The sequence below is a fragment of the Desulfatiglans parachlorophenolica genome, from assembly GCF_055394735.1.
On record NZ_AP042460.1, the window covers coordinates 4445387 to 4467624 of the forward strand.

Annotated in this window: 15 protein-coding genes; 8 read left to right on the forward strand and 7 right to left on the reverse strand. The window is 58.2% G+C overall.

Annotated elements, in window-relative coordinates:
• Window positions 1-5 precede the first annotated feature (5 nt).
• Window positions 6-554 (forward strand): hypothetical protein, encoded by a 549-nt coding sequence (locus ACZ500_RS20555; RefSeq protein WP_464229327.1) that lies wholly within the window; start codon window positions 6-8, stop codon window positions 552-554.
• Here the strand turns inward: ACZ500_RS20555 and ACZ500_RS20560 are convergent.
• Window positions 541-1812: a M48 family metallopeptidase gene (locus ACZ500_RS20560; RefSeq protein ID WP_464229328.1), complete on the reverse strand. Its 1272-nt coding sequence runs from the start codon at window positions 1810-1812 to the stop codon at window positions 541-543. The two genes, ACZ500_RS20555 and ACZ500_RS20560, sit on opposite strands and share 14 nt — an antisense overlap.
• 15 nt (window positions 1813-1827) lie before the next feature.
• Window positions 1828-4317: a vitamin B12-dependent ribonucleotide reductase gene (locus tag ACZ500_RS20565; RefSeq protein WP_464229330.1), complete on the reverse strand. Its 2490-nt coding sequence runs from the start codon at window positions 4315-4317 to the stop codon at window positions 1828-1830.
• Between the two features lie 444 nt (window positions 4318-4761).
• On the opposite strand from ACZ500_RS20565, the gene ACZ500_RS20570 reads away from it, so the two are divergent.
• The 3 genes from ACZ500_RS20570 to ACZ500_RS20580 all read left to right on the forward strand — a co-directional run bounded on the left by ACZ500_RS20570 (window position 4762) and on the right by ACZ500_RS20580 (window position 11196).
• Window positions 4762-7407, forward strand: a complete 2646-nt coding sequence (locus tag ACZ500_RS20570; protein ID WP_464233100.1) for a M16 family metallopeptidase — start codon at window positions 4762-4764, stop codon at window positions 7405-7407.
• 175 nt (window positions 7408-7582) lie between these two features.
• Window positions 7583-9064, forward strand: a complete 1482-nt coding sequence (locus ACZ500_RS20575; RefSeq protein ID WP_464229332.1) for a multiheme c-type cytochrome — start codon at window positions 7583-7585, stop codon at window positions 9062-9064.
• Between the two features lie 221 nt (window positions 9065-9285).
• Window positions 9286-11196, forward strand: coding sequence for a SurA N-terminal domain-containing protein (locus ACZ500_RS20580; protein ID WP_464229334.1), 1911 nt, complete (start codon window positions 9286-9288; stop codon window positions 11194-11196).
• A 65-nt stretch (window positions 11197-11261) separates the two neighbouring features.
• Here ACZ500_RS20580 and ACZ500_RS20585 read toward each other — a convergent pair whose 3' ends face one another.
• Entirely contained in the window at window positions 11262-11750 is a 489-nt protein-coding gene (locus ACZ500_RS20585) for a hypothetical protein (RefSeq protein ID WP_464229336.1), read from the reverse strand.
• 476 nt (window positions 11751-12226) lie between these two features.
• On the opposite strand from ACZ500_RS20585, the gene ACZ500_RS20590 reads away from it, so the two are divergent.
• Window positions 12227-13522 carry a class II fructose-bisphosphate aldolase gene (locus ACZ500_RS20590; RefSeq protein WP_464233101.1) on the forward strand — a complete coding sequence of 432 codons (1296 nt, stop codon included), beginning with the start codon at window positions 12227-12229 and terminating at the stop codon, window positions 13520-13522.
• 37 nt (window positions 13523-13559) lie between these two features.
• Entirely contained in the window at window positions 13560-14609 is a 1050-nt protein-coding gene (locus ACZ500_RS20595; RefSeq protein ID WP_464229337.1) for a 3'-5' exoribonuclease YhaM family protein, read from the forward strand.
• Here the strand turns inward: ACZ500_RS20595 and ACZ500_RS20600 are convergent.
• From ACZ500_RS20600 to lepA, 4 genes are all read right to left on the reverse strand, one after another.
• Window positions 14589-15338, reverse strand: a complete 750-nt coding sequence (locus ACZ500_RS20600; RefSeq protein ID WP_464229338.1) for a protein-L-isoaspartate(D-aspartate) O-methyltransferase — start codon at window positions 15336-15338, stop codon at window positions 14589-14591. The genes ACZ500_RS20595 and ACZ500_RS20600 overlap by 21 nt on opposite strands.
• 147 nt (window positions 15339-15485) lie before the next feature.
• A complete protein-coding gene (locus tag ACZ500_RS20605) occupies window positions 15486-15725 on the reverse strand; it encodes a hypothetical protein (RefSeq protein WP_464229339.1) in 240 nt (79 codons plus the stop codon).
• 48 nt (window positions 15726-15773) lie between these two features.
• Window positions 15774-16889: a radical SAM family heme chaperone HemW gene (gene hemW, locus ACZ500_RS20610; RefSeq protein WP_464229340.1), complete on the reverse strand. Its 1116-nt coding sequence runs from the start codon at window positions 16887-16889 to the stop codon at window positions 15774-15776.
• Between the two features lie 11 nt (window positions 16890-16900).
• A complete protein-coding gene (gene lepA, locus ACZ500_RS20615; RefSeq protein ID WP_464229341.1) occupies window positions 16901-18697 on the reverse strand; it encodes a translation elongation factor 4 in 1797 nt (598 codons plus the stop codon).
• 370 nt (window positions 18698-19067) lie between these two features.
• Between lepA and ACZ500_RS20620 the strand changes: the two genes are divergently transcribed.
• Both ACZ500_RS20620 and ACZ500_RS20625 read left to right on the forward strand, forming a co-directional pair.
• Window positions 19068-20735, forward strand: coding sequence for a hydantoinase/oxoprolinase family protein (locus tag ACZ500_RS20620; RefSeq protein ID WP_464229342.1), 1668 nt, complete (start codon window positions 19068-19070; stop codon window positions 20733-20735).
• Window positions 20736-20739: 4 nt separating this feature from the next.
• Window positions 20740-22050 carry a histone deacetylase family protein gene (locus ACZ500_RS20625; protein ID WP_464229343.1) on the forward strand — a complete coding sequence of 437 codons (1311 nt, stop codon included), beginning with the start codon at window positions 20740-20742 and terminating at the stop codon, window positions 22048-22050.
• Window positions 22051-22238 lie beyond the last annotated feature (188 nt).

The window sequence follows — 22238 nt, forward strand, 5'->3', positions numbered from 1 at the left end:
ACGACATGAATGAAGAACGGATCCGCGCTATCGAAGAGGGCAAGGCCTTCCCCTATCCCGTCCCCGTAAACGAAGGGACCGTCATGGGTCTGTGGGATATCGGACTGGTGATGCTGACTCAGAAATTCAGGCTGAAGGATGATGAACTGGCTGCTTATAAAACAGGTTTCGGAAGATACAGCTACCTCGAAAGGCTGGATCCGATCCCCCTGGCGCTGTGGGTCTTTGAATTCCCGGAGCCCCTGGGCAAGATCGACGCGCTTTTCAACGCGAGGATCGCCAGGCCGGAGTGGCTCGATTCCTATCTGGACACCGCTGCCGGAGGGATCATGAACGCGCTCTATATGTTTCTGGTGGAGGGGAAGATATACAAGGGCGGCAAGTTGGTGGGGCTCGACCCGGAGCCGGTCGAGATGTTTCACGGCACGATCGCCAGACAGATGGCGGTGGAATACACGCTGGAGGACTTCAAGCGGGCCGCAGCGGCCCTTTTCAAGCAGAGTCCGACAGAGCTTTTCGAGGAGGGAACGATCTTCCAGTTCAAGAAAGACTGATCTTGGGGCTGCCGATCGGGGAAGGGGGCATTTCATGGATCGCCCGGATCCGTGCCAGGACAGGCGGGTGGCTGTAGGAAAGAAATACCTTAAGGCGATGGGGCGTGAGGTTTGAAAGGTTTTCGACGCTTAGCTTCTTAAGGGCCTCGATAAGGGCCAAGGGCCTGGCAGAGGTCTTGACGGCGAAGGTGTCGGCAGCGAACTCGAATCGGCGGGAAAGCAAGTTGCCGAATATACCGAAGAGCATCCTGAGCGGGGTGTACAGAAGGCCGAAGAAAAAGAAGGCCGCATACGTAGAGGTTTGCTGCATGCGGAATGCTTCGAAGAGACGCTGATTTCCAATGAACTGAGAAAGGAGGGCCAGCATCAGACCCGTGGTGAAGATAGACAGCATCAGGGTTTTATGGATGTGGCGCTGTTTGTAGTGGCCTATTTCATGGGCCAGAATCGCTACGATTTCATCCTCGCTGTGCCTTGAAATCAGGGTATCGAAGAGGACGACGCGTTTATAAGGCCCGAAGCCGATGAAAAAAGCGTTCGATTTGGTCGAGCGCCGGGAGGCGTCCATTGTAAAAATGCCCTTTAGCTTGAATCCCTGGGAGTTGGCATAAGTGAGGATCGCGGTGCGCAGAGGGCCTTCCGGAAGCGGCTCGAAGCGGTTGAAGACCGGCAGGATGACGACCGGTGCGACAAAGAGCAAGAGCAGCTGTAAAACGGTGATGAGGCCCCAGCAGTATAACCAGGCCAAATGTCCCGCATGATCGAAAAACCACAGAACCACGGCGAAAACAGGACCCCCGATGAAGGCGGCCAGGGCCCAACCTTTCAGGATATCCTGAAAGAACGTCCACACGGTGGTCCGGTTGAAGCCGAATGTCTCCTCGATCACGAAGGTTTGATAGGCGGAAAGCGAAATTTCCAACAGATCGCGGGCCAGCAACAGCAGCCCCGCGAACATCAGGCCGGTCCAGATCGGACCGAGCCCGAACGTACGCGCCAGCCCGTCCACCTGATTGAACCCGCCGAAGACGATAAATCCAGTGATCAACACCGTGAGGACGATCTCCGAGACCATCTCGAGTCGGGCGTTGGCTCTCAGATAGGCCTGCGACCGGCGGTATCCAGCCTCATCGTAATAACCCTGGAATTCCGCCGGCAAAGTCGCCTCGAAGCTTTTCAGATTCAGCCGTTCGACCAGCAGGTCGAGGCAGCAGGACCCGATCAGGACGATGAGTATAAAGGCGAGGTAGGGGTTCATGACGACGGCCGGGCCTCAGCCGCATTTGGTGAATCCACAGAAGTGGCAGGTCATGCAGCCTTCCTCGAAACTGATGACCTGACCGCACTCCGGGCAGGTCTCGCCCATGAGGCTGTTGGCGTAGCGCCCGTTTTTCCGGGCACTCCTGCCTTCGAGATAGCGTTTTTCCAATACCCGGCTGATGGCATCGGGAATGGAAAGCACCAGCCCGTCCTTCTGAAAGACCGGATGCTCTCCGCCGATTCCTTTGAGCTGGTCGACGATCTTATCGACCTTGACCCCTGAACGGAGGGCCAGGGATACGAGACGGCCGATGGCTTCGGTCTTGGCTGTGGTCGAGCGCCCCGATTTTCCGATGGTTGCAAAGACCTCGAAGGGCTGGCCTTCGTAGTCCGTAACCGTAACATACAGGGTTCCCAGGCCTGTCACCATCTTCGTGGTGAATCCTTCGAGGGTTTCCGGACGTTCCTTGACGGCCGTCATGAAGCCTTCCGCCCGTTTTTCCTCGTGCGCCACCGAAAGGACCTGGTGTTCCTTGCTGCCGTCGCGGTAGATCGTGACCCCCTTGCAGCCCATTTCGTAGGCCATGTCATAGACATTTTGGACATCTTCCACGGTGGCATCCCGCGGCAGATTGACGGTTTTGGAGACCGCGTTGTCAGTGTGCTTCTGAAAGGCAGCCTGCATGCGCACATGCCATTCGGGGGTGATGTCATGTGCGGTTGCGAAGACCCGCCTCACGTCTTCCGGGATCTCTTCTATGTCCTGGATGGACCCTTTGTGTGCGATGGTGTCCATCAGTTCGCGGGTGTAAAAGCCGCGCTTTCTGGCGACGTTTTCGAAGCAGGGGTTGACCTCCAGTAGTTCGTCGTTGTCCATGACGCGCCGGATGAAGCTCAGGGCGAAAAGCGGCTCGATGCCGCTCGAACAGCCCGCGATAATACTGAGGGTTCCGGTCGGCGCAATAGTGGTGGTGGTGGCATTGCGATAGGTCGCCCCTTTTTTGCCCCGGAAAATGCTCTTGTCGAAATTCTCGAAAACACCACGCTCCTCGGCGAGCGCACGGGAGGCGTCGCGGGACTTTTTCTGAATGAAGGCCATCAGCCGCTCAGCCGTGTCGAGGGCTTCTTCGGAATGATAGGGGATGCCGAGCCTGAAAAGCATGTCTGCGAAGCCCATCACGCCCAGCCCGATCTTGCGGTTGCCCTTGACCATCCGGTCGATTTCCGGTAGCGGATATTTGGACATATCGATGGTGTTGTCGAGGAAATGCACACTGTCGTGGATCAAGACGCCCAGACCCTCGAAGTCGATCGCTGTCTTCCCGCCGTCTTCGATGACGAATTTGGCGAGGTTGATCGAGCCGAGATTGCAGGCCTCCATTGGAAGGAGCGGTTGCTCGCCGCACGGGTTCGTGCTTTCGATCTCACCCAAAGAGGGGGTCGGGTTGTCGCGGTTGATCCGGTCGAGGAAGATGATGCCGGGATCGCCGTTCTCCCAGGCCTGTTTGACTAAGGCATGGTAAACCTCCTGGGCGTCCAGACTGCCGATTGGGCTTTTTTCCCTGGGGTCTATCAGGTCATAGCGTTCTCCCTTTCGGAGGGCATCCATGAAGATATCCGTCACGGCGACCGATATGTTGAAGTTGTTCAGTTCCCTGTTCTCCTTCTTGCTGGAGATGAATTCCAGGATGTCGGGGTGATCGACGCGCAGGATAGCCATATTGGCCCCCCGCCGGGTGCCCCCCTGTTTGACCTGCTCCGTGGCGGTGTTGAAGATCTTCATGAAGGAAACCGGTCCGGAAGCGACGCCCCCGGTGGTTCCGACCCGGCTGTTCTTGGGGCGCAGCCGCGAGAAGGAAAAGCCGGTCCCCCCGCCGGATTTGTGAATCATGGCGGCGTTTTTGAGGGCGTCGAAGATGCCCTCCATGCTGTCTTCAACCGGGAGCACGAAGCAGGCGGCAAGCTGGCCGAGTCTTCTCCCGGCGTTCATGAGGGTGGGCGAGTTGGGAAGAAATTTAAATTCCGTCATCATCTCGTAAAAGATTTCCTCCATCTCGGCCACCTTGGCGCCGTCGCCGTAGCGTTCCTCGGCAAGGGCGATATGGTGGGCCACCCTGCGGAACATCTCCTCGGGGGTCTCGAGGAGCTTGCCCTCTTCGTCCTTCCGCAGATAGCGCCTTTCGAGCACCGTGCGGGCATTTTGAGAGAGGCTGATGGAATCCTTCACGAAGAGAGATTTGTCGATGCGGACGGGGGAGGGTTTGGTGAGACCGAATTCGATCAGCTTGGATTCGATCAGCTTTTCGACCATGGGGATGGTGATGGTCTGGATCTCCATCCTGATCAGCTCTTCCCGCAAAAAGCGGCTGATGGCCAATGCCCGGGTCGCGTCGATGGGATTTGCCTTGACGAGCAGATCCGAGAACCGATGATCGTCCAGCCTGTAGGCGGCCAGGTCCAGGCTGCCGTCCTCCGTTACCAGGAATTTTCCCTTCTCCCCCATTGGTCTTCTCCCCCCGTTTGGTGGTTTTTCAAGCGTTTCAGGTGGTCACATCCGCTCGCCCCGCCCATGGAAAAAATCAGGCCGTCGGCCCGAAGCTTGCCCCTGTTTCGTTCCCGGTCCTTATGGGTCCCTCACGCATCTTTTCCCTGGATCTTTACGTCCCGGGTAACGATCATGTAAAATCAACCCTGCTGGAACGATGTTCCGATGAGTCCGGGCTGTCTGCTCAGGCTAGGAGGAAGTGGGCTGCAGATTGAAGTTTGGATCTATATTACTAACTATATATTGTGTGTCAACAGAAAACAAACGCTATATGTTAGATTCAAAATGCCATTTTTGGTTTCGGCCGATAACCTCCCGGAGACACTCGAAGAGTGCAGTTGTCCTCCTGGAGGCGGTGCGTCGGCGCGGGAAAGGACGGAGATGTTGAGACCCTTGCGAAAAATGCGTAGTTGCTTTCTAGCCATAACGATCCTGCTGATGGGCGCTGCGGGCCTCCAGGCCGCCACGGTGGTGGAGGGCGTAGACCGTATCAGGCTCGAAAACGGATTGACGGTGCTCCTGAAGGAGGTTCCAAGCTCCGCCGTTTCCTCGGTGCAGGTCTGGGTCAATGCGGGCAGCGCCAACGAGACGGAGGCCGAAGCCGGGATCACCCATTTTATCGAACATATGATTTTCAAGGGCACGCCCAGGCGGCAGACCGGGGAGATCGCCCGCACCATCGAGGCGGCCGGCGGCAGTATCAATGCCTATACCAGCCTGGACCGGACGGTCTATTTCGCGGAGATACCAGCTTCCGAAACCGATACGGCTGTGGATGTCCTGCTGGATGCGGTGCAGTTTTCCCTTTTCGATGAGGAGGAAATCGCCCGGGAGAAGGAGGTTGTCCTCGAAGAGTATCGGCGCATGGAGGATATCCCGGACAGGCGGCTTGGCCGCGAGATGATGGCCCTCTGTTTCGAGAAGCACCCCTACGGACGGCCGGTGATCGGCACCATGGACACCATCCGAGCCTTCGATCATGAGGCCATCATACGGTATATGGATAAGTGGTATACAGCCGAAAATATGGTTATGGTGGCGATCGGAAAGTTCGATCGGAAAGAAATCCTGCGCCGGGTCCAGGACCTCACCCGGGATTTCCCGGAGAGGCCGGGGTCAGGTAAGGCCGCGCGGCCCGCGGAGCCGCCTCAGGAAAAAGCCAGAACGCTGATGATGCAGGAAAAGGTCGGACAGGCCTATCTGGAAATGGCCTGGCATATTCCGCCGCTCCTGGATCGGGATATCCCCGCGCTGGATCTTCTCGGCGCGATCCTCGGAGACGGGAAGATCTCGAGGCTTCATTCACGGCTGCGGATCGACGAGCGGCTGGTGAACTCGGTTTCAGCAGGGGCATACGCCTTGAAGGATCCCGGTCTCTTTTTTGTCAGTTCCACGTTGAGTCCGGAGCATCTCGGCCAGGTCCTGACGATCATAGGAGAGGAGACGGCGCTGCTTGGGACCGAGCCGGTGAACCCGTCGGAGCTGGAGCGGGCGGTAAACCAGGTGGAGGCGGATTTTCTCTTCGGAATGGAAAGCGTATCGGGGCAGGCCCGTACCTTGGGATTTTTCGAGATGCTGGGGGGCGGGTACCAGCGTGTGGAAACCTATCTCGCCGATCTGCGTGCGGTCGGACCGGCGGACGTGCAGCGGGTCGCCAGGCGGTATCTCAGGCCGCAGAACCTCTCGATGGGGATCCTCCTGCCTTCGGAGACGACCTTTCAGATCGGCCCTGACGAGATCGCGGCGCTCTTCGAGCCCGTTTCGAGCCGAGCGGCCGGCGGCGAAGAGCGCGAAGCGGCGCCCCAGCCGGTTTCCATGAGGGTCTTTCCGAACGGCATGCGGGTGATCGTCAAAGAAAATCATGAACTGCCCGTATTTTCGGCTGTCGGTGTTTTTTTGGGAGGATTGCGTCTCGAGCCGGCGGATAAAGCGGGGCTTTCCAGATTCATGGCCCTCATGTTGACCCGGGGGACCGAGAACCGGACGATGAAGGACATCGCCTCCACCCTGGATGGATGGGCGGGGCAGCTCGAGGGATTTTCGGGCCGGAACAGTTTCGGCCTGAGCGGCCGGTTCCTCAGCAAAGAGATTTACCCCGCAATGCTGCTGTTCTCTGAATGTCTCCTGAAGCCCAGCTTCCCGGAGGCGGAGATCGAAAAGGTGCGTGAAGACCTGCTGGCGGCGATCCGATCCAAAGAAGACCGTCCAACCGCTCTGCTTTTCGACCTCCTCGAGGCGACCCTTTATCGGCAGCACCCCTATGGCCGGCCCGAGACAGGGACGGCCGAGAGTATCGCCGGCATCCGGCGCTCTGATTTGACGGAATGGTTTGGGCGTATGACCTTTCCGGCCAATTTTGTCCTTGCGGTGGTCGGCGATGTCCATTCGGAGGATCTGTTTTCCTTTTTGGAGTCGCTTTTTTCCTCCTTTACCTCCTCGTCTCCATCCGGCGTGCCGGAGGTCTCAGGCGAAGCACCTCTGGCGGAACCCCGCTTGGCCCACCTGGAGAGGGCCGGCGCGCAGACTCACCTCGCCGTCGGGTATCTTGGAGTTTCGATAAAAGATCCGGCCCATGCGTCCATGGCGCTTGTCGACGGCATTCTTTCAGGGATGGGAGGGAGGCTGTTTCGTGAGCTTCGCGACAAGCAGAGCCTGGCCTATTCGGTGACGGCCTTCCGGAGGCCGGGCCTCGAAACCGGGCTTTTTGCGGTCTATCTGGCTTGTGATCCGGCCAAGGCCGGAACCGGCAGAGACATGATCTTCAAGGAACTGGCGAGGCTGAGGGATGAGGGGGTCTCCGAAGAGGAGTTGGGGGCGTCCAAAAGATATCTGCTCGGTCAGATGGCGATCGACCGGCAGACCAACGGCAGCCAGGCGATGCAGATGTCTCTGGACGAGCTTTACGGGCTCGGCTATGATCACCAGGCGCGGTTCATCGAGGCGATCGGGAAGGTGACGTCGGCGGATGTCCTGGGGGCGGTCCGGAGCGTGTTCAAGCCTGAAGGATACGTGGTGGTGAGTGTTGGACCGGGAGCCGGCGGCTCCTGAGCGTGGGTCTCCGGCCGGCGTCTATCCTTATTGTCTGATTTTTTGAAGGATGAGGCGGCCTGGGCGGACCGGCGGCGACTCCCGGGACAAATCGATCCCGGTCTCCGATTATAGGAAAACGACGATCCACGCTGCCCGGGCGGCAACCGCCGGCTCGGAAGGAAAGGAGAGGAAGATGCGCGCAAGCCTGACAGCGGTTGCCATGGTCCTGTGTCTTGCCGGAGGGGCTGCGGCCGAGGTGCGGCCGAGCGGTGATACGCAGGCTTGTCTCGAGTGTCATACGCATCTGCACCCGGGGATTGTTGCCGAATGGCAGAAGAGCAGGCACGGGAGGGTGACGTCGGCTGAGGCGTTTGCGAAACAGCCGCTCGAGAGGCGGGTCTCCGCCGCAACTCCACCCGAAGGCCTGCTCCAGCGCGTCGTTGGTTGCGCGGAATGCCACTCGATGCGATCGGAGGCGCATCCGGACGCGTTCGAACACAACGGCTATACGGTGCATACCGTTGTGACCCCTGGAGATTGTGCCGTGTGCCACCCGAAAGAGGTGGACCAGTATGGTGAGAATCTGATGGCCCACGCCAATGGGAACCTTCTCGAAAACCCGGTTTACCGGGACCTGATGGACAACATCAACGCCGTGGCGCAGATCGAGGGGAGCCATATGAAGTTGAATCCTCCATCTGCGGAGACCCATGCCGATTCCTGCCTTTTTTGCCACGGCACGAAAGTGACGGTGGCAGGCAAACGGACTGTCGCTTCGGATTTCGGGGAAGTGGAGGTCCCGGTCCTTTCCGGCTGGCCGAACCAGGGTGTCGGGCGGATCAACCCGGATGGGACGAAGGGCGCGTGCAGCGCGTGCCACACCCGCCATCGGTTTTCCATGGCCATGGCCCGCAAGCCGCATACCTGCGCAGAGTGCCACAAGGGACCCGATGTGCCTGCCTATTCAGTCTATCAGGTCAGTAAGCACGGAGGCATTTATTCCTCCGAGAGCGGGGATTGGAATTTCGACGCGGTGCCCTGGGCTATCGGCAGGGATCTGACGGCGCCCACCTGTGCAACCTGCCACGTCAGCCTGCTGATCGGGCCGGGAGGCGATGTGCTGGTCGAACGGACCCACCGGATGAACGACCGGCTGCCGCAGCGGATCTTCGGACTCATTTATTCCCATCCGCATCCCATCAGCGCGGACACAACCATCATACGGAACGCGGCAGGGCAGACGCTGCCGACCGAGCTGACCGGAGAGCCGGCGGCGGCCTTTCTGATATCGGAAAAGGAGCAGGCCTTGCGCCTCGAAAGGATGCAGAAAACCTGCCTCGGCTGCCATTCGAGCGGCTGGGTCGCCGGGCATTTCAATCGCTTCGAAGAGAGTCTGAAGACGACGGATGCCATGACCCTCGCGGCTACCAACGTGCTCATGTCGGCCTGGAAGAAAGGGCTGGCCAAGGGGCTGGACAAAGGCGACAGTCTCTTCAACGAGTCGATTGAAAAGATGTGGGTCGAGCAATGGCTGTTTTACGCCAACTCCATCCGATTCGCTTCGGCCATGGCGGGAGCGGATTACGGCGTCTTTGCCAACGGGAGATGGTATCTGTCGAAGAATCTTCGGGATATGTTCGAGCGGGTCGAGGGTGTTCCCGATGTTTCCCGCTGAGATCCGGAAAGGTACCGGATGGCGGCATGTCTTGCGGATAGTGACCGGCGGCGGAGCGTCCATGCACCGCCCAAATTGTCATGGACATCCCAAAAAGATCGTGTTATCAAACAGAACTCCGTTTTCCCGGCGAGTTGAGCGAACGGGAGGGGGATAGAAGAGATTTTCTCTGCCAAATCAAGGACCGCCAAGAATATCGAGGTTCCAGGAGGGTTCACCGGATGCTGCTGAGTCTCATGAGGAAGCACGCCAAATCATGGCTGATCAAATTCTTGATAACCATCATCGCGTTGGTCTTCGTTTTTTATTTCGGGTATTCCTTTACCTCCAGAGAAGGTGTCAAGGTCGCCTACGTCAACGGCGAACTGATCAGCGGGCTCGAATACGAGAAGGCCTATGGTGACTTCGTCGAGCGAATGCGTTCCCAGTATAAGGATTTCTGGAACGAGGGTATGATCGAGGCGCTGCAGCTCAAGACCCGTGCGCTCGAATTCCTGATTCAACAGAAACTGCTGGTTCAGGAGGCGGAACGACTGGGTTTCAGCGTAACGAAAGAAGAGATTCAGAAGACCATCATGTCTTATCCCGCCTTTCAGGTCGAGGGGCGCTTTGATTTGAACCGGTACCGGATGCTTTTGAATCACAATCGGATGGCGCCGGAGGATTTCGAAGCGACGCTGCGGCAGGATCTGCTTCAGGAGAAGCTCAAACAGTTTATTTTTGCCTTCACCGAAGTGACCGAAAAGGAGCTGATGGAGCATTTCTTGTTTGACAATGAAAAGGTGAGGATCCAATACGCCCTATTCAGCCCGAAGGAAAACGCCGATGTGGGCATGGATGAAAAAGCGGTTCAGGAATATTTCGAAAAAAATCGGCCGAAGTACAAAATGCCCGAAAAAATAAAGGTGAGTTATATCGAGTTCAATCCTGATGATTTAAGGGAGCAGGTGGACATCGACGAGTCGGATGTGGTCCATTATTACGAAAACAACCTTAAATTGTTTACCAAACCGGAAGAGGTCCGGGTGCGGCATATCCTTTTCAAGGTCTCTGCAGATGCAACCGATGCGGAGGAAAAAGTAGTGCTTGAAATGGCCGGGAAGGTCCGCGCCCAGGCGTTGGAGGGGGTGGATTTTGCCGAGTTGGCCGCTACCTATTCGGAGAGCGAGACGCGGTCCAAGGGGGGCGAACTCGGTTTCTTTTCCAAGGAAAAGCTTCCCGTTGAATTGGCAGGTGTCCGGGATATGGTTTTCGGTTTGAAGGCCGGGGAGATCAGCGAGCCTGTTCGAACCCCGACCGGATATCAGCTCATCGAGGTGGAGGAGCGCCGGGCAGAGGGTGTTCAACCCTTGGATGAGGTGAGAGGGAGGATCGAGGAAACCCTGATCAAAAACGCCGCTTCCGAGATGGCGAAGGACCAGGCGCTTTCGCTGATCGACCGGATGCCTTATGATATCCGATTGACCGAATTCGCGGCCGAAAACAACTTGTCGGCCAAAGAGTCCGATTTTTTTGATTCCAGGACCGGCCTTCCGGAGCTTGGCCCCGATCCCAAGCGGGATCTGAGTACGCTTTTTGCTTTGAAAGAACTCGAAGTTAGCGGAGTGGTCGAGATAGGCGGCAAATATTATCTGTTCCAGGTGGTGGAACGTAAAGAGCCCCGTTTGCCTGATTTCGGCGAGGTCGCGGACAAGGTGAAGGCGGACTATCAGGCGGAGATTCTCCTGGATGAGGCGAAGAAGCGCGCCGAGTCCTTTCTCGAGGCCTTGCGGGGTGGGGAGTCATGGGACGCCCTGGTCGGTAAAGAAGGCGTCACCATCGAGACGCCCCCTGCCTTTACACGCCGGGGAAGCGTGATCGGGATAGGGTACAACCAGGCGTTCAACGATGCCGCATTCCGTTTGAGCCGGGAAAATCCTTATCCGCAAGAGGCTTTTACCAACGAGCGCGGGGCTTATGTGATGCGATGGGAGGGGGTGGAGCCTGTCGATATGGAGCTGTTCGAAAAGGATAACCAGGATTTACGCCATACCCTCATCCAGGTCAAGCATCGTCAGGCCTTTGAAGGATGGTTGGACGATTTGAGGAAGCACGCAAAGATCGAGATTGTTTCACCGGTGGAAAACAGATAGTTTCCAACCGGAAAGGGTCTTTTTGCCCGATATCGTGCGGTCGAAGCTGCCGGGGATATGCCCGTTCAGAGAGGGTGCCGTTCGCCCTCGGCCGGTAAATAGAATCTCCCGTCGACCTCGATGATATGCCGGGCGATTTCGTAGTAGGCCTGTCGGCTGAAGCGCGCTGGAAAGGCGCCTTCCTTGACTTGGCAGTAAGGGACGTTGTCCTTTCTTATCTTCAGGGTTTCGGGCCGCAGGAATTCTTTGCTCTCATCGTTCAGCTCGAGAAGAAATCGCCCGTTCTCTATTCCTTTTTGAGATGACCAGGTGACGGAGCGGACGACATAGGCCGTATCTTCGACATCCAGAACGCACGGTTTGCCGTCCCAGGTAATGATGTATCGGCCCGCTTCATCCAGGGTCATGTTTTCACAGAATAGCCGGATCATGTCCAGCCGAATGATTTCTGCGCCTTTGTGGTACCATTTTCCTTCCAGATCGACATAAATCATGCAGGGGGGTGGTATTTGCCCCTGTTCGGGCGAACTGCCGGCTTCGTTCCGATTTTCCATGGTCGGTGTCTATCCCTTCCAGATTGTTGCAGACGGCGGCGCACGATGACGCTGATCGAGGTCTGCGGTTTTCGGGTCTGGCTGCGTTTGAAATTCGGACCTTGCAGTCCGCGGATGGTTTTGTCAGCCTGTCTTTTCACCCCCGCGATCCGTTTGTGCCGATCTTCGAGAGAGGGTTTGCGTGAAAGTGGCTTCCAACCTTATCAGAAAGTCGGCCTCCCGGCAACGGTAGAGGGTGGAGCCCGGCAAACGTCCGCTTGACAACCCTTGCGTCTATTCCCTATCCTTAACATCGTTTCTCGTATAAAATTCTGGTTCGGTAAGGGTGCCCTGCGCCTGATGCCACAGAGATATTTTCGTGTTTCGCCCGGTAAGGAAACGTCGCCGAAGCGTTGTTTGAAGACAAAAACCGGACGGTCGGGCCTTTGTATCCGGAAAAGCCGCTTTCATCCCACTTACGACAGGAGGATCCTATGATGACATATGTGAAGGGAAAAGGATCGTCGAATTTCGACAAGGCGCTGGCGGTCGGTCGTCCCCCCAATGTGGTCAAGCTGTTTCCGCATTCGAGGGCGCTGCTGGTCAGCGGAAAGGTTATCGATCGGGCCATGCTGGCCAAAGGCAAGGCCATGACGATCGCCGCCAACGGGCGGAATCACTTCGTGATCCGCGGCGCCTTGCGCGCCGCACAGCGGGCCAATGCCGCCATCATCATCGAGATCGCCAAATCCGAAGGCGGGACCGGCGCATACTGTGCCGTCAACTACTGGAATATCGCCCGTCAGGTGGATGCCGTATGCAACGAACTGGGGATCACGGTGCCTGTGGCGGTCCACGCCGATCACTACGGGATCAAGGGAGAAAAAGACATCGCAGTGGCCCGTACAGAAATCCCGTCTCTCTTCGATGCGGGCATGACATCGATCGCCATCGATGCCTCCCACCTGCCTGACGATGAAAACCTGCTGGCCAGCATCGAACTCAGTCAGTATGTGCCGAGCTGGGCTGGGCATGAGACCGAGGTTGGTGAAATCAAGGGGAAAGCCGGGTTGTCGACGGTCGAGGAGGCCCTTTTTCTGATCCGCGGTCTCAATGCACACAGTATTTTCCCGGACTGGATCGCTCTCAACAATGGAACCACCCACGGCATCGAGGAGAGTGACGCCGGGATCCAGGTTCCTCTGACGGCCGAGATCCATCAGGCTCTGGTGAAATACAAGGTGTCGGGCGCTCAGCACGGGACCTCCGGCAACAGCTCCGAACGTCTGAAGCGGATCGCCCAGGAGACGCGGACGACCAAAGCCAATGTCGCCACGGCCCTGCAGATGCTCACATGGGGCGTCAAGGTCAATGCGTATGGCAACGCTCAGTTGGATGAAGCGGGGCGCTTCATCAAGGAATCGGATCGCGGGATGGTGGATTCGCTCTGGACCGAGATGGTCGCCTACGCTGAAGGCAAGGGGCTCAAGGCCGGGGACTACAAGAAGCTGAACCTGCCGTTTGAAAACAAGCTCCTGAGCCAGCCGGCCGAGGTCCGCGAACGGATGGCGAAAGGGGTGGAGGACTTCGTTTTCGATCTGCTGACCAAGGTTTTCAACGCGGAGGATACGGCGGCGCTGGGCATCGATGCCATTCTCGACGCCGGCTCTTACGATCTGGGCCCCAAAGGGCGCCGCATTGAAGATCCGGCGCAATGGACCGAGGCGAAGATCCACGAGATGGGCAAGCAGCTGGGCGGGGACAAAGGTCCGACCGGGCATTTCGAGGATTGAAAGACACCCTATACCAAACAGGAGGAGGCGGCTCCGCATGGAGGCAGACCTGAGCCGGGTGCCTGCACCGCACATATGGTTGAAGGATCTGGGCGCAAACGACAGGATCACCGGGCTGTACCTGGTGAAGGAAAAATCGCTCGGCACCACGCGCAAGGGCGAGCCTTTTCTGAGCCTCATCCTGGGCGACAGGACCGGCGAGATAGAGGCCAAGGTATGGGACCAGGCCGAATCCTTGGGGGCCTTGTTTCAAGGTGGGGATGTCATCGAAGTGGAGGGGGATACCGGCTCTTACCGGGATCGCCTCCAGCTGAGGATAAACCGTCTGAACGTGCCTCGAGAACGCTTCGACCGGTCGCTATTCGTCGAATCGTCGCCTTATCCGCAATCCGAAATGATGGTGGGTTTACGGGATAGCCTGAAATCGGTCAGGGACAGGCACCTGACCAGTCTCATCGACCGGGTCTTCGCCGACAAGCCTCTGATGGATGCCTTCAAGGAAGCACCGGCCGCCAAGAACATGCACCACAACTATCTGGGCGGCCTTCTGGAGCATACCCTTTCCGTGTGTCGTATGGCGCGCGCGGTGGCAGAGCATTACTCCTATCTGAACAGGGATCTGCTGCTGACGGGGGCGTTTCTGCACGATATCGGCAAGATCCGGGAATTGAGCTATGATCTCCAGATCGATTACACCGATGAAGGGCGCTTGGTCGGCCATGTGGTGCTGGGGATAGCCATCCTGGACAAAAAGATCGGCGAACTGAGACAGTTTCCGCAGGACCTGGCCCTGCGCTTGAGGCATTTGATCCTGAGCCATCACGGGCAGTTTGAATTCGGCTCCCCCAAGCGCCCCAAATTCCTGGAAGGGTTCGCGCTGCACCTGGTCGACGATTTGGACGCCAAGATGAACGGTCTGCATCGTTTTATGGACCGGGATCGGAAGGAGGGTGCCTGGACCGAATTCAACCGGATGTTCGAGCGCTACTTCCTCAAAGGCGAGGCTGGTCTGGCCGGCAGGACCGGCGAAACGGGCAAGGTGGAAGAAGTCGATCTGCAGGGAAATCTATTCGCCAACCGAGGGTGAAACGGATGGGGCGGCGGGCGCATGGATCATGGGAACGAACCGAACGTTCATGGCCTCCGTGATGCTGAGGCGCCCCTGTTGCCTGATCCCCTTCACCAGTTTTTGCACGCCGCCGGCTTCACCCACCGGGATGATAATCCGGCCTCCCTCGGCCAGCTGTTCGAGGAGGGTGCCCGGTATCTTGTCCGGTGCACAGCTTACAATCATGGCATCGAAGGGTGCCTCCTCCGGCCAGCCGAGATAGCCGTCTCCGGTCTTGACATAAACCCGTTCATACCCTAGTTCGGCAAGGAGCACCCGGGCCTTTTCAGCCAGGGGCTCCAGGATTTCGATGGTGTAAACGCTGCCTGCGATTTCCGCGAGGACGGCGGCGGCATAGCCGGATCCGGTGCCGACCTCCAGCACCTTGTCGTCCGGTTTCAGGTCGAGCGCTGCCGCCATAAAGGCGACGATGAAGGGTTGCGAAATCGTCTGACCCATGCCGATCGGCAAGGGGTGATCCTCATAAGCTTGGGCCCGCCAGGATTCGGGTACGAAGAGATGTCGCGGAACCTTCCTCATCGCTTCGATCACGCGGGGTTGTGTGAGGCCGCGGCCGAGGATCTGCGTTTCGACCATCTCGTTTCTGAGGCGGTCGGTGTCGACGGATTCTTCCGCCGGCGCCGCCAGGGGAAAGACGGCGAGAAAAAGCATGGACAAAAAAAGGTGCGCCACAGCGGTTTTCTGCATGATGATCTCCCTTGCCGACCAAACGATGGACTTGTGTTGGACGGTTCATCCTCTATCATCCTTTATTTGGCATGATCCTGAAAACCTTTTTTCCACAAAAGCCTTAACCCGATTCGGAATGGACGGGTCTTTCCGATGGCTTTTCCGCTAGGCTCGGCTGTTTTTGCGGCGCGGCGCAGCGGCACGAAATTGAAAAGGTTTGCCGGAAAGGCCGTGTTCCGGATGGAAACCGGATGGCATTTCCCGGACGCCGCTAGGTAGTTTCCAATCCGGGAATGAGGATTTTTGGCCAATATCAAGGAAATCAAGCATTTGTGCGGAGGTGACCTGGTGGTCGCCGCACAAGCAAACGTGCAGATCGACGCCGAGATTGGCCAAAAAGACCATTTCCGGATGGAAACTGGGTTCTACCGCGAAATCATTTCCGGATGGCCGCTAGGGAAGAAGCTCCAGCGGCAGATGATCTGCAACGAGCATCCCTTTGAGGGTCGGTCGAACCCGGTCTCCATGCAGCTCGATCAACCCTTCCTCCTCCAGGCGCAGGAGACGCTCGGCCGGTATCCGGCGGGAGAGCGCCGGATCGAGGCGGAAGCCTTCGCGCATCCGCAGTCCCAAGGCCACCTTTTCAAGAGCTATCTGATCGTCCGTAAGGGTTTCCCATCCTTCCGCGGGCTGCACTCCGGCTTCAATGGCCTTGCAATACCGTCTGATCGATGAAGGGTTCCACCACCGGCGTTTGCCCAGAAAGGAATGGGCCGCGGGCCCCAGGCCGAGATAGGGAGTGTGGCGCCAGTATTTTTGGTTGTGGCGTGCCTTCAAGGAGTGTTCTCGGGCAAAATTGGAGACTTCGTAATGGTGATATCCGGATGCTTCGAGAAACGTGGTGGTTTCCAAAAACAAGCGGCGGGCATCCGTCTCACCTGTTCGATTGAGCACACCTTTGCGGGTGCGTGCTTCGAACACGGTATGTGGTTCTATCGTCAAGGTGTAGCAGGAGAGGTGTTCGGGTTCATATTCGAGAACGGCGCGAAGGGTTTCCCCCCATCTTCGGTCGAGGACCGGGTCTCCAAGGGCGTACATGAGATCCACACCGATCACCGGGAATCCGGCGTCCCGCGCATGGTCGAGGGCCGCACGCGCCTCGAAGGCGTTGTGGGTTCTACCGAGGAAGCGAAGTACATCGTCATCGAGGGACTGGACCCCCAGGATGAGGCGATTGAAGCCGAGGGCGCGGAGGCCGCGCGCCTTTTCGGGTGTCAGATCCTTTGGGTTGGTTTCCAGCGTGATTTCGGCATCCCTGGTAAAGCTGAAGCGCCGGCGGAGCGCGGTTGAGAGGGCGGCAAGCTCTTCAACCCCGAGGATCGACGGCGTGCCGCCGCCGATGTAAAGGCTGTCGAAGGCATCGAAGGCCCCGCGGTAAAAGTCGGCCTCCCGCGGGAGGGCCGCCATCCATTGCGGGAGCATGGACAGACGGGGCACCGAAAAAAATCCACAGTAAGGGCACTTTTCCCGGCAAAAGGGGACGTGGACATAGAGCCCGGGTCTTTCCAATCAGGCGCCCTCTATTTGCTTTCGGAACGGAAAACCGCTACGAAAGCGCTTTGGGGGATGGATACGGACCCGATGGTTTTCATCCGCTTTTTGCCCTTTTTCTGTTTTTCGAGGAGCTTACGCTTGCGGGTGATGTCGCCGCCGTAGCATTTGGCGGTTACGTCCTTGCGGAACGGAGAGATCGTTGACCGGGCGATAATGGTGCCTCCGATGGCCCCCTGGATCGGGATCTTGAAGAGGTGGCGCGGAATTTCCTCCTTCAGCCGTTCGCAGGCCTGCAGCGCCCGGGTTCTGGCCCGGTCCTTGTGAACGATCTGAGACAGCGCATCGACCTTTTCGCTGTTGACGAGGATATCGACTTTGACGAGATCGTTGGCACGGTAATCCAGGAATTCGTAGTCGAAGGAGCCATACCCCTGGGTGACGGTCTTGAGCCGGTCGTAGAAATCGTAAAGGACCTCGGCCAGAGGCATGTCGAACTGGATCTCGATGCGCCCCTGAGTCGGGTAATTGAACTTGCTGTTGACCCCGCGCCGCTCCAGGCACAGGTCCATGACGGTCCCCATGTAGCGTTCGGGGATCAGGATGCTCGTACGGATGTAGGGTTCGAGGGATTCCTGGATGGTCGCCGGGTCAGGATAATAGAGTGGGTTGTCCACCTCGATGGTCTCCCCGTTCGTGAGAACGAACCGGTAGCGGACGCTCGGCACGGTCATGATGACGGATTGGCCGAACTCACGCTCGAGCCGCTCCTGAAAGATCTCGAGGTGTAGGAGTCCGAGGAACCCGCACCGAAACCCGAGGCCGAGGGCTGCTGAGGAATCCTTTTGATAGACCAGGGCTGCGTCGTTGAGCTGGTATTTTTCGAGGGCTGCCGTCAGGTCTTCGTAATCCTCCGAGCTCATGGGATAGACCGAAGAAAAAACGACGGGCTTGACCAGCCTGAACCCGGGCAGCGCTTTAGGGGCGGGCGCCGTGTCGAGCGTGATGGTGTCACCCACCCGGGTGTCCTGGACGGTCTTGATGCCCGCGATGATGTATCCCACATCACCTGCGGAAAGCTTTTTCTGGGGATTTCGGGTCAACTGGAAGAGCCCGACCTCTTCCACTTTATAGGTGTTGTCGGTGGACATGAACCGAATGATGTCGCCGGCCTTTATCTCTCCATCGAAGATGCGGCAGCTGACGATCGTGCCCCGGAAAGGGTCGTAACTGGCATCGAAGACAAGCGCCGTCAGGGGTTTCGAGGGGTCGCCCTCCGGAGCGGGGATCAGCCGGGTGATGGCTTCCATGACCTCCTGGATACCGATCCCTTCTTTTGCAGAGCAGAGAAGGGCCGTATCGGAATCGAGGCCGAGGTCCATCTCGATCTGCTCCTTGACGCGCTCGACGTCGGCCGAAGGAAGGTCTATCTTGTTGATGACGGGGATGATGACCAGATTGTGCTCCATGGCCGCATACAGATTGGCCAGGGTCTGCGCCTCGACCCCCTGGGAGGCGTCGATGAGGAGCAGCACCCCCTCGCATGAGACCAGGGCGCGTGAGACCTCGTAGGAAAAATCCACGTGTCCGGGGGTGTCGATCAGGTTGAGATGGAAGGATTCCCCTTTCGAGTCGACATAGGGGAGGGTGACTGCCTGGCTCTTGATGGTGATTCCCCGCTCCCGTTCGATGTCCATGTTGTCCAGAATCTGATCTCTGAATTTGCGTTCATCGACCAACCCGGTCATTTGGATCATACGGTCCGCAAGGGTCGATTTCCCATGGTCGATGTGCGCGATGATGCTGAAGTTGCGTGTCTGGTGCATTCTGTGTTGCCTTTTTGCCGGGTAGCGGATTTTTTGATGTCGATCGTGCAGGGAGCGCCTGTCAGGCGCCGGCTTCATCCCGGAGATTGGCCGGACCCAAAATCGCTGCAAATAAACAAAAAATATACATTGAATCGCGGGCTGATGCAAGAAACGCTTGTAGTGGACCGCCGTCCTCCCGGGTGCGGAAGGGCTAGGAATATGCTTTGATTTTCTGTGCATTTCAGCTATCGTTACCGTGCTTTGGTCCGGCGGATCGTATCCGTTTGGGGGAGTAGATACGGTGTTTGATGGTCAGCGGGCCGTTGGCCTGCGGTTTGGCCCCGATGTGGCGACTGTGCGATAATTCGAACGATTGGGTAGGGATAGCATGATTCTAGGATTGGATGTTGGCGGCACCCAGACCGATGCCGTCCTGATCGATGAATCCGGCGTTTTGCTGGAGACCAAGACGCCGACAAGCGATGATTTGCTGCAGACCCTCAGAGAGTCTCTCGACAAGACCCTGAAAGGGGTACCGCCCGACAGGATCGAACGGATGGCCTTTTCGACCACCCTGGCCACGAACGCGATTATCCAGGATCTTCTCGACCCGACCGGTATAATCGTCTCTGCAGGTCCTGGAATGAAACCGGAGTGGTTTACCATCGGTCCGTCTTACCACGTTGTGGGTGGCGCCCTGGACCATCAGGGTTTCGAAACCCTGCCTCTCAGAAAGGAAGAGGTCCAGTCGGCAGCGGACACGATCAGCCGTGAGGGTATTCACACCATCGGGATCGTAGGTAAATTTTCCGTGCGCAACCCGGCGCATGAACTGCAGATGGCCCAGTGGGTCGGCGACCGGTTTGCAGAGGTGGCGCTGGGGCATTCGGTCTCAGGCATTCTGAATTTCCCGCGAAGGATAACGACCACCTATCTCAACGCGGCCCTGAGCGGAATGCACAAGCGCTTTGCCGGATGCCTTACGCAGATCCTGAAGGAAAAAGGGCTTGACGCGCCCCGCTACCTTCTGAAGCCGGATGGGGGCACCATAGCCCTGGAGCAGAGCATCGGTTTCCCTGCCAGAACGGCCCAGTCCGGTCCCGCCGCCAGCGTCATGGGTGCCTTGGCCGTCGATGGGTGCCGCGGGGTATCGCTGGTCCTGGACATCGGGGGGACGACTACGGACATGGCCGTTGTCCTGAACGGTGTTCCACTTCTGGCCCCGATTGGGATCCAGATCGGAATGTTTCGCACGTTGATCCGTTCGCTCTACACGCGATCTATCGGTGTAGGTGGCGACAGCGAAGTCCAGCTGCAGAAAAACGGGGCGCTGAAGGTCGGCCCTTTGAGGCAGGGCCCTCCGATGGCGCTGGGTGGACCGGTGCCCACGCCTACCGATGCCATGGTTACCCTGGGGCTTTTGAATATGGGGAGCCGCGAGCGGGCCCGAGCGGCCATGGAGGCCCTTGGTGCGCGCATGGGGGGATTGGATCCCCTGACAGCGGCGGAGCAGGTGCTCGAGCGCATGGCCAAGACCATCGCGGAGGCTGCCCGGGCCTTTGTCTTCGCCATCAACGAAAGACCCGTTTACACCATCTACGAGGTGCTGCAGGAGAGCAGGATCGTGCCGGAGGCGATCGTCATCATCGGCGGTCCTGCGGCGCAGTTGGCCGATTACGTGAGTGCGGCCCTCGAACTGCCTTACCGTCTGCCCCCCCACTCCGGCGTGGCGAATGCCATCGGGGCCGCGGTTGCGCGGGTCACTTCCGAGATCAACCTTCATGCCGATACGCAGCGGGGGACCCTCGTTATCCCGGAAGCGGATATCATGGAAAGTATACCCTATCGTTTCAATGTCGACCAGGCCGTCGACAGGGCTACGGAAGTCCTCATCGCGCGGGCCGAGCGCAGCGGGGCTCCTGGAGGGACGGTTCCCATCACGATTGCTGAAAAACAGGTCTTCAACATGATCAGGGGATTTTCCCGCACCGGGCAGATTATCCGCCTGAAGCTGTGCGTTGTTCCAGGGTTGATCCCCCAATGGAAGCGAGGCTGATGACATGCTGCGAGCTTCACGCAAGATCGGGTTGGTTTTTTTCCCGGCCTTTGACTGGGCCATCAGCCCGACCCACCCTGAAAGAGAAGAGCGACTCCTTTACACCCAGGATCAGGTGATGGAGGAAGGGCTGCTGGATGTGGACGGCATCATCGAGTACCGGGTCAAGCCGGCCACGGCGGCTGATATTCAACGGGTGCATTTCTGTGTGCCTGACGAGCAGGCCGTGACCACGGAAAGCCATCTCATATCCGCCGGCGGGTGTCTGGTGGCTGGGGATGCGGTGCTCAGAGGCGAAGTGGAAAGCGCCTTCGCGCTCGTAAGACCGCCCGGGCATCATTCCATGCGGGTCGTACACGGCAACCGAGGGTTCTGCAACATCAATATCGAAGCCATCATGATCGAATATCTGCGTGACCGCTACGGGATCCGCAAGGTGGCGATCGTCGATACGGATTGCCACCATGGGGATGGAACCCAGGACATCTACTGGCACGACCCGGACACCCTGTTTATATCGATTCATCAGGACGGGCGGACCCTTTACCCGGGCTCGGGTTTTCCCCACGAGGCGGGCGGCCCGAACGCCCAGGGTGCCACCGTCAATATCCCGCTGCCCCCCAAGACCGGTGAGGAAGGATTTCTTTACACTCTCGAGGAGTTGGTCATGCCGCTTCTGGAGCGGTTCGAGCCAGAGTTGGTGATCAATTCCGCCGGCCAGGACAACCATTTCAACGATCCCATCACCAACATGAATTTTTCGGCGCGCGGTTACGCCCAGTTGAATGCCCGTCTAAGACCCGATATCGCTGTGCTCGAGGGGGGCTATGCCGTGGAGGATGCACTGCCCTATGTCAATCTGGGGATCATCATGGCGATGGCGGGCATGGACACATCCTACGTCAAAGAGCCCAATTACGATCGGGACTATCGGCCCCAGCCTCCTGATATCACCATGCACATCCACCGCGTGGTCGACGAGATCAAGGCCCTCTTTCTCGAGGGGGGGCTGAAGAAGACCAGCTACGCCGAGGGGGAGATCGTCGAACGGAACCGCAATATCTTCTACGACACCGATGTCATCTACGAAAAGCAGCGCGAGAGGATCCGGGTATGCTCCCATTGCGCGGGGGCCTTGTCGATCGATTCGAGCGCCAGCACCGACCGTCACATCCTTGGTGTTCACATCCCGCGGGACGCTTGTGATCTGTGCCAGGCGACAGGGCGGAAATGGTTCGATGAAGCGGCTTCGGGAGGTTCGTTCAATCAGGTGTACCTGCAGGACCGTGTGCGCCGGGTCTACGAGAGGGTCTGAGCGGATGCGGATAGCGGCCGGGCATTGGTTTTCCGGGTTGGCAGCGCGCTCATACCCGAATAGCGGTTCCCTGCGGGTACGATCGATGCCGATAACGCGTGGAGGAAAGCACGACCGGCCTTGCGTCCGAGCCTGTGGATCGAACGGAGAGGATAAGCGGAAGACGGTTTCTGGACGGGCGGCGGTCT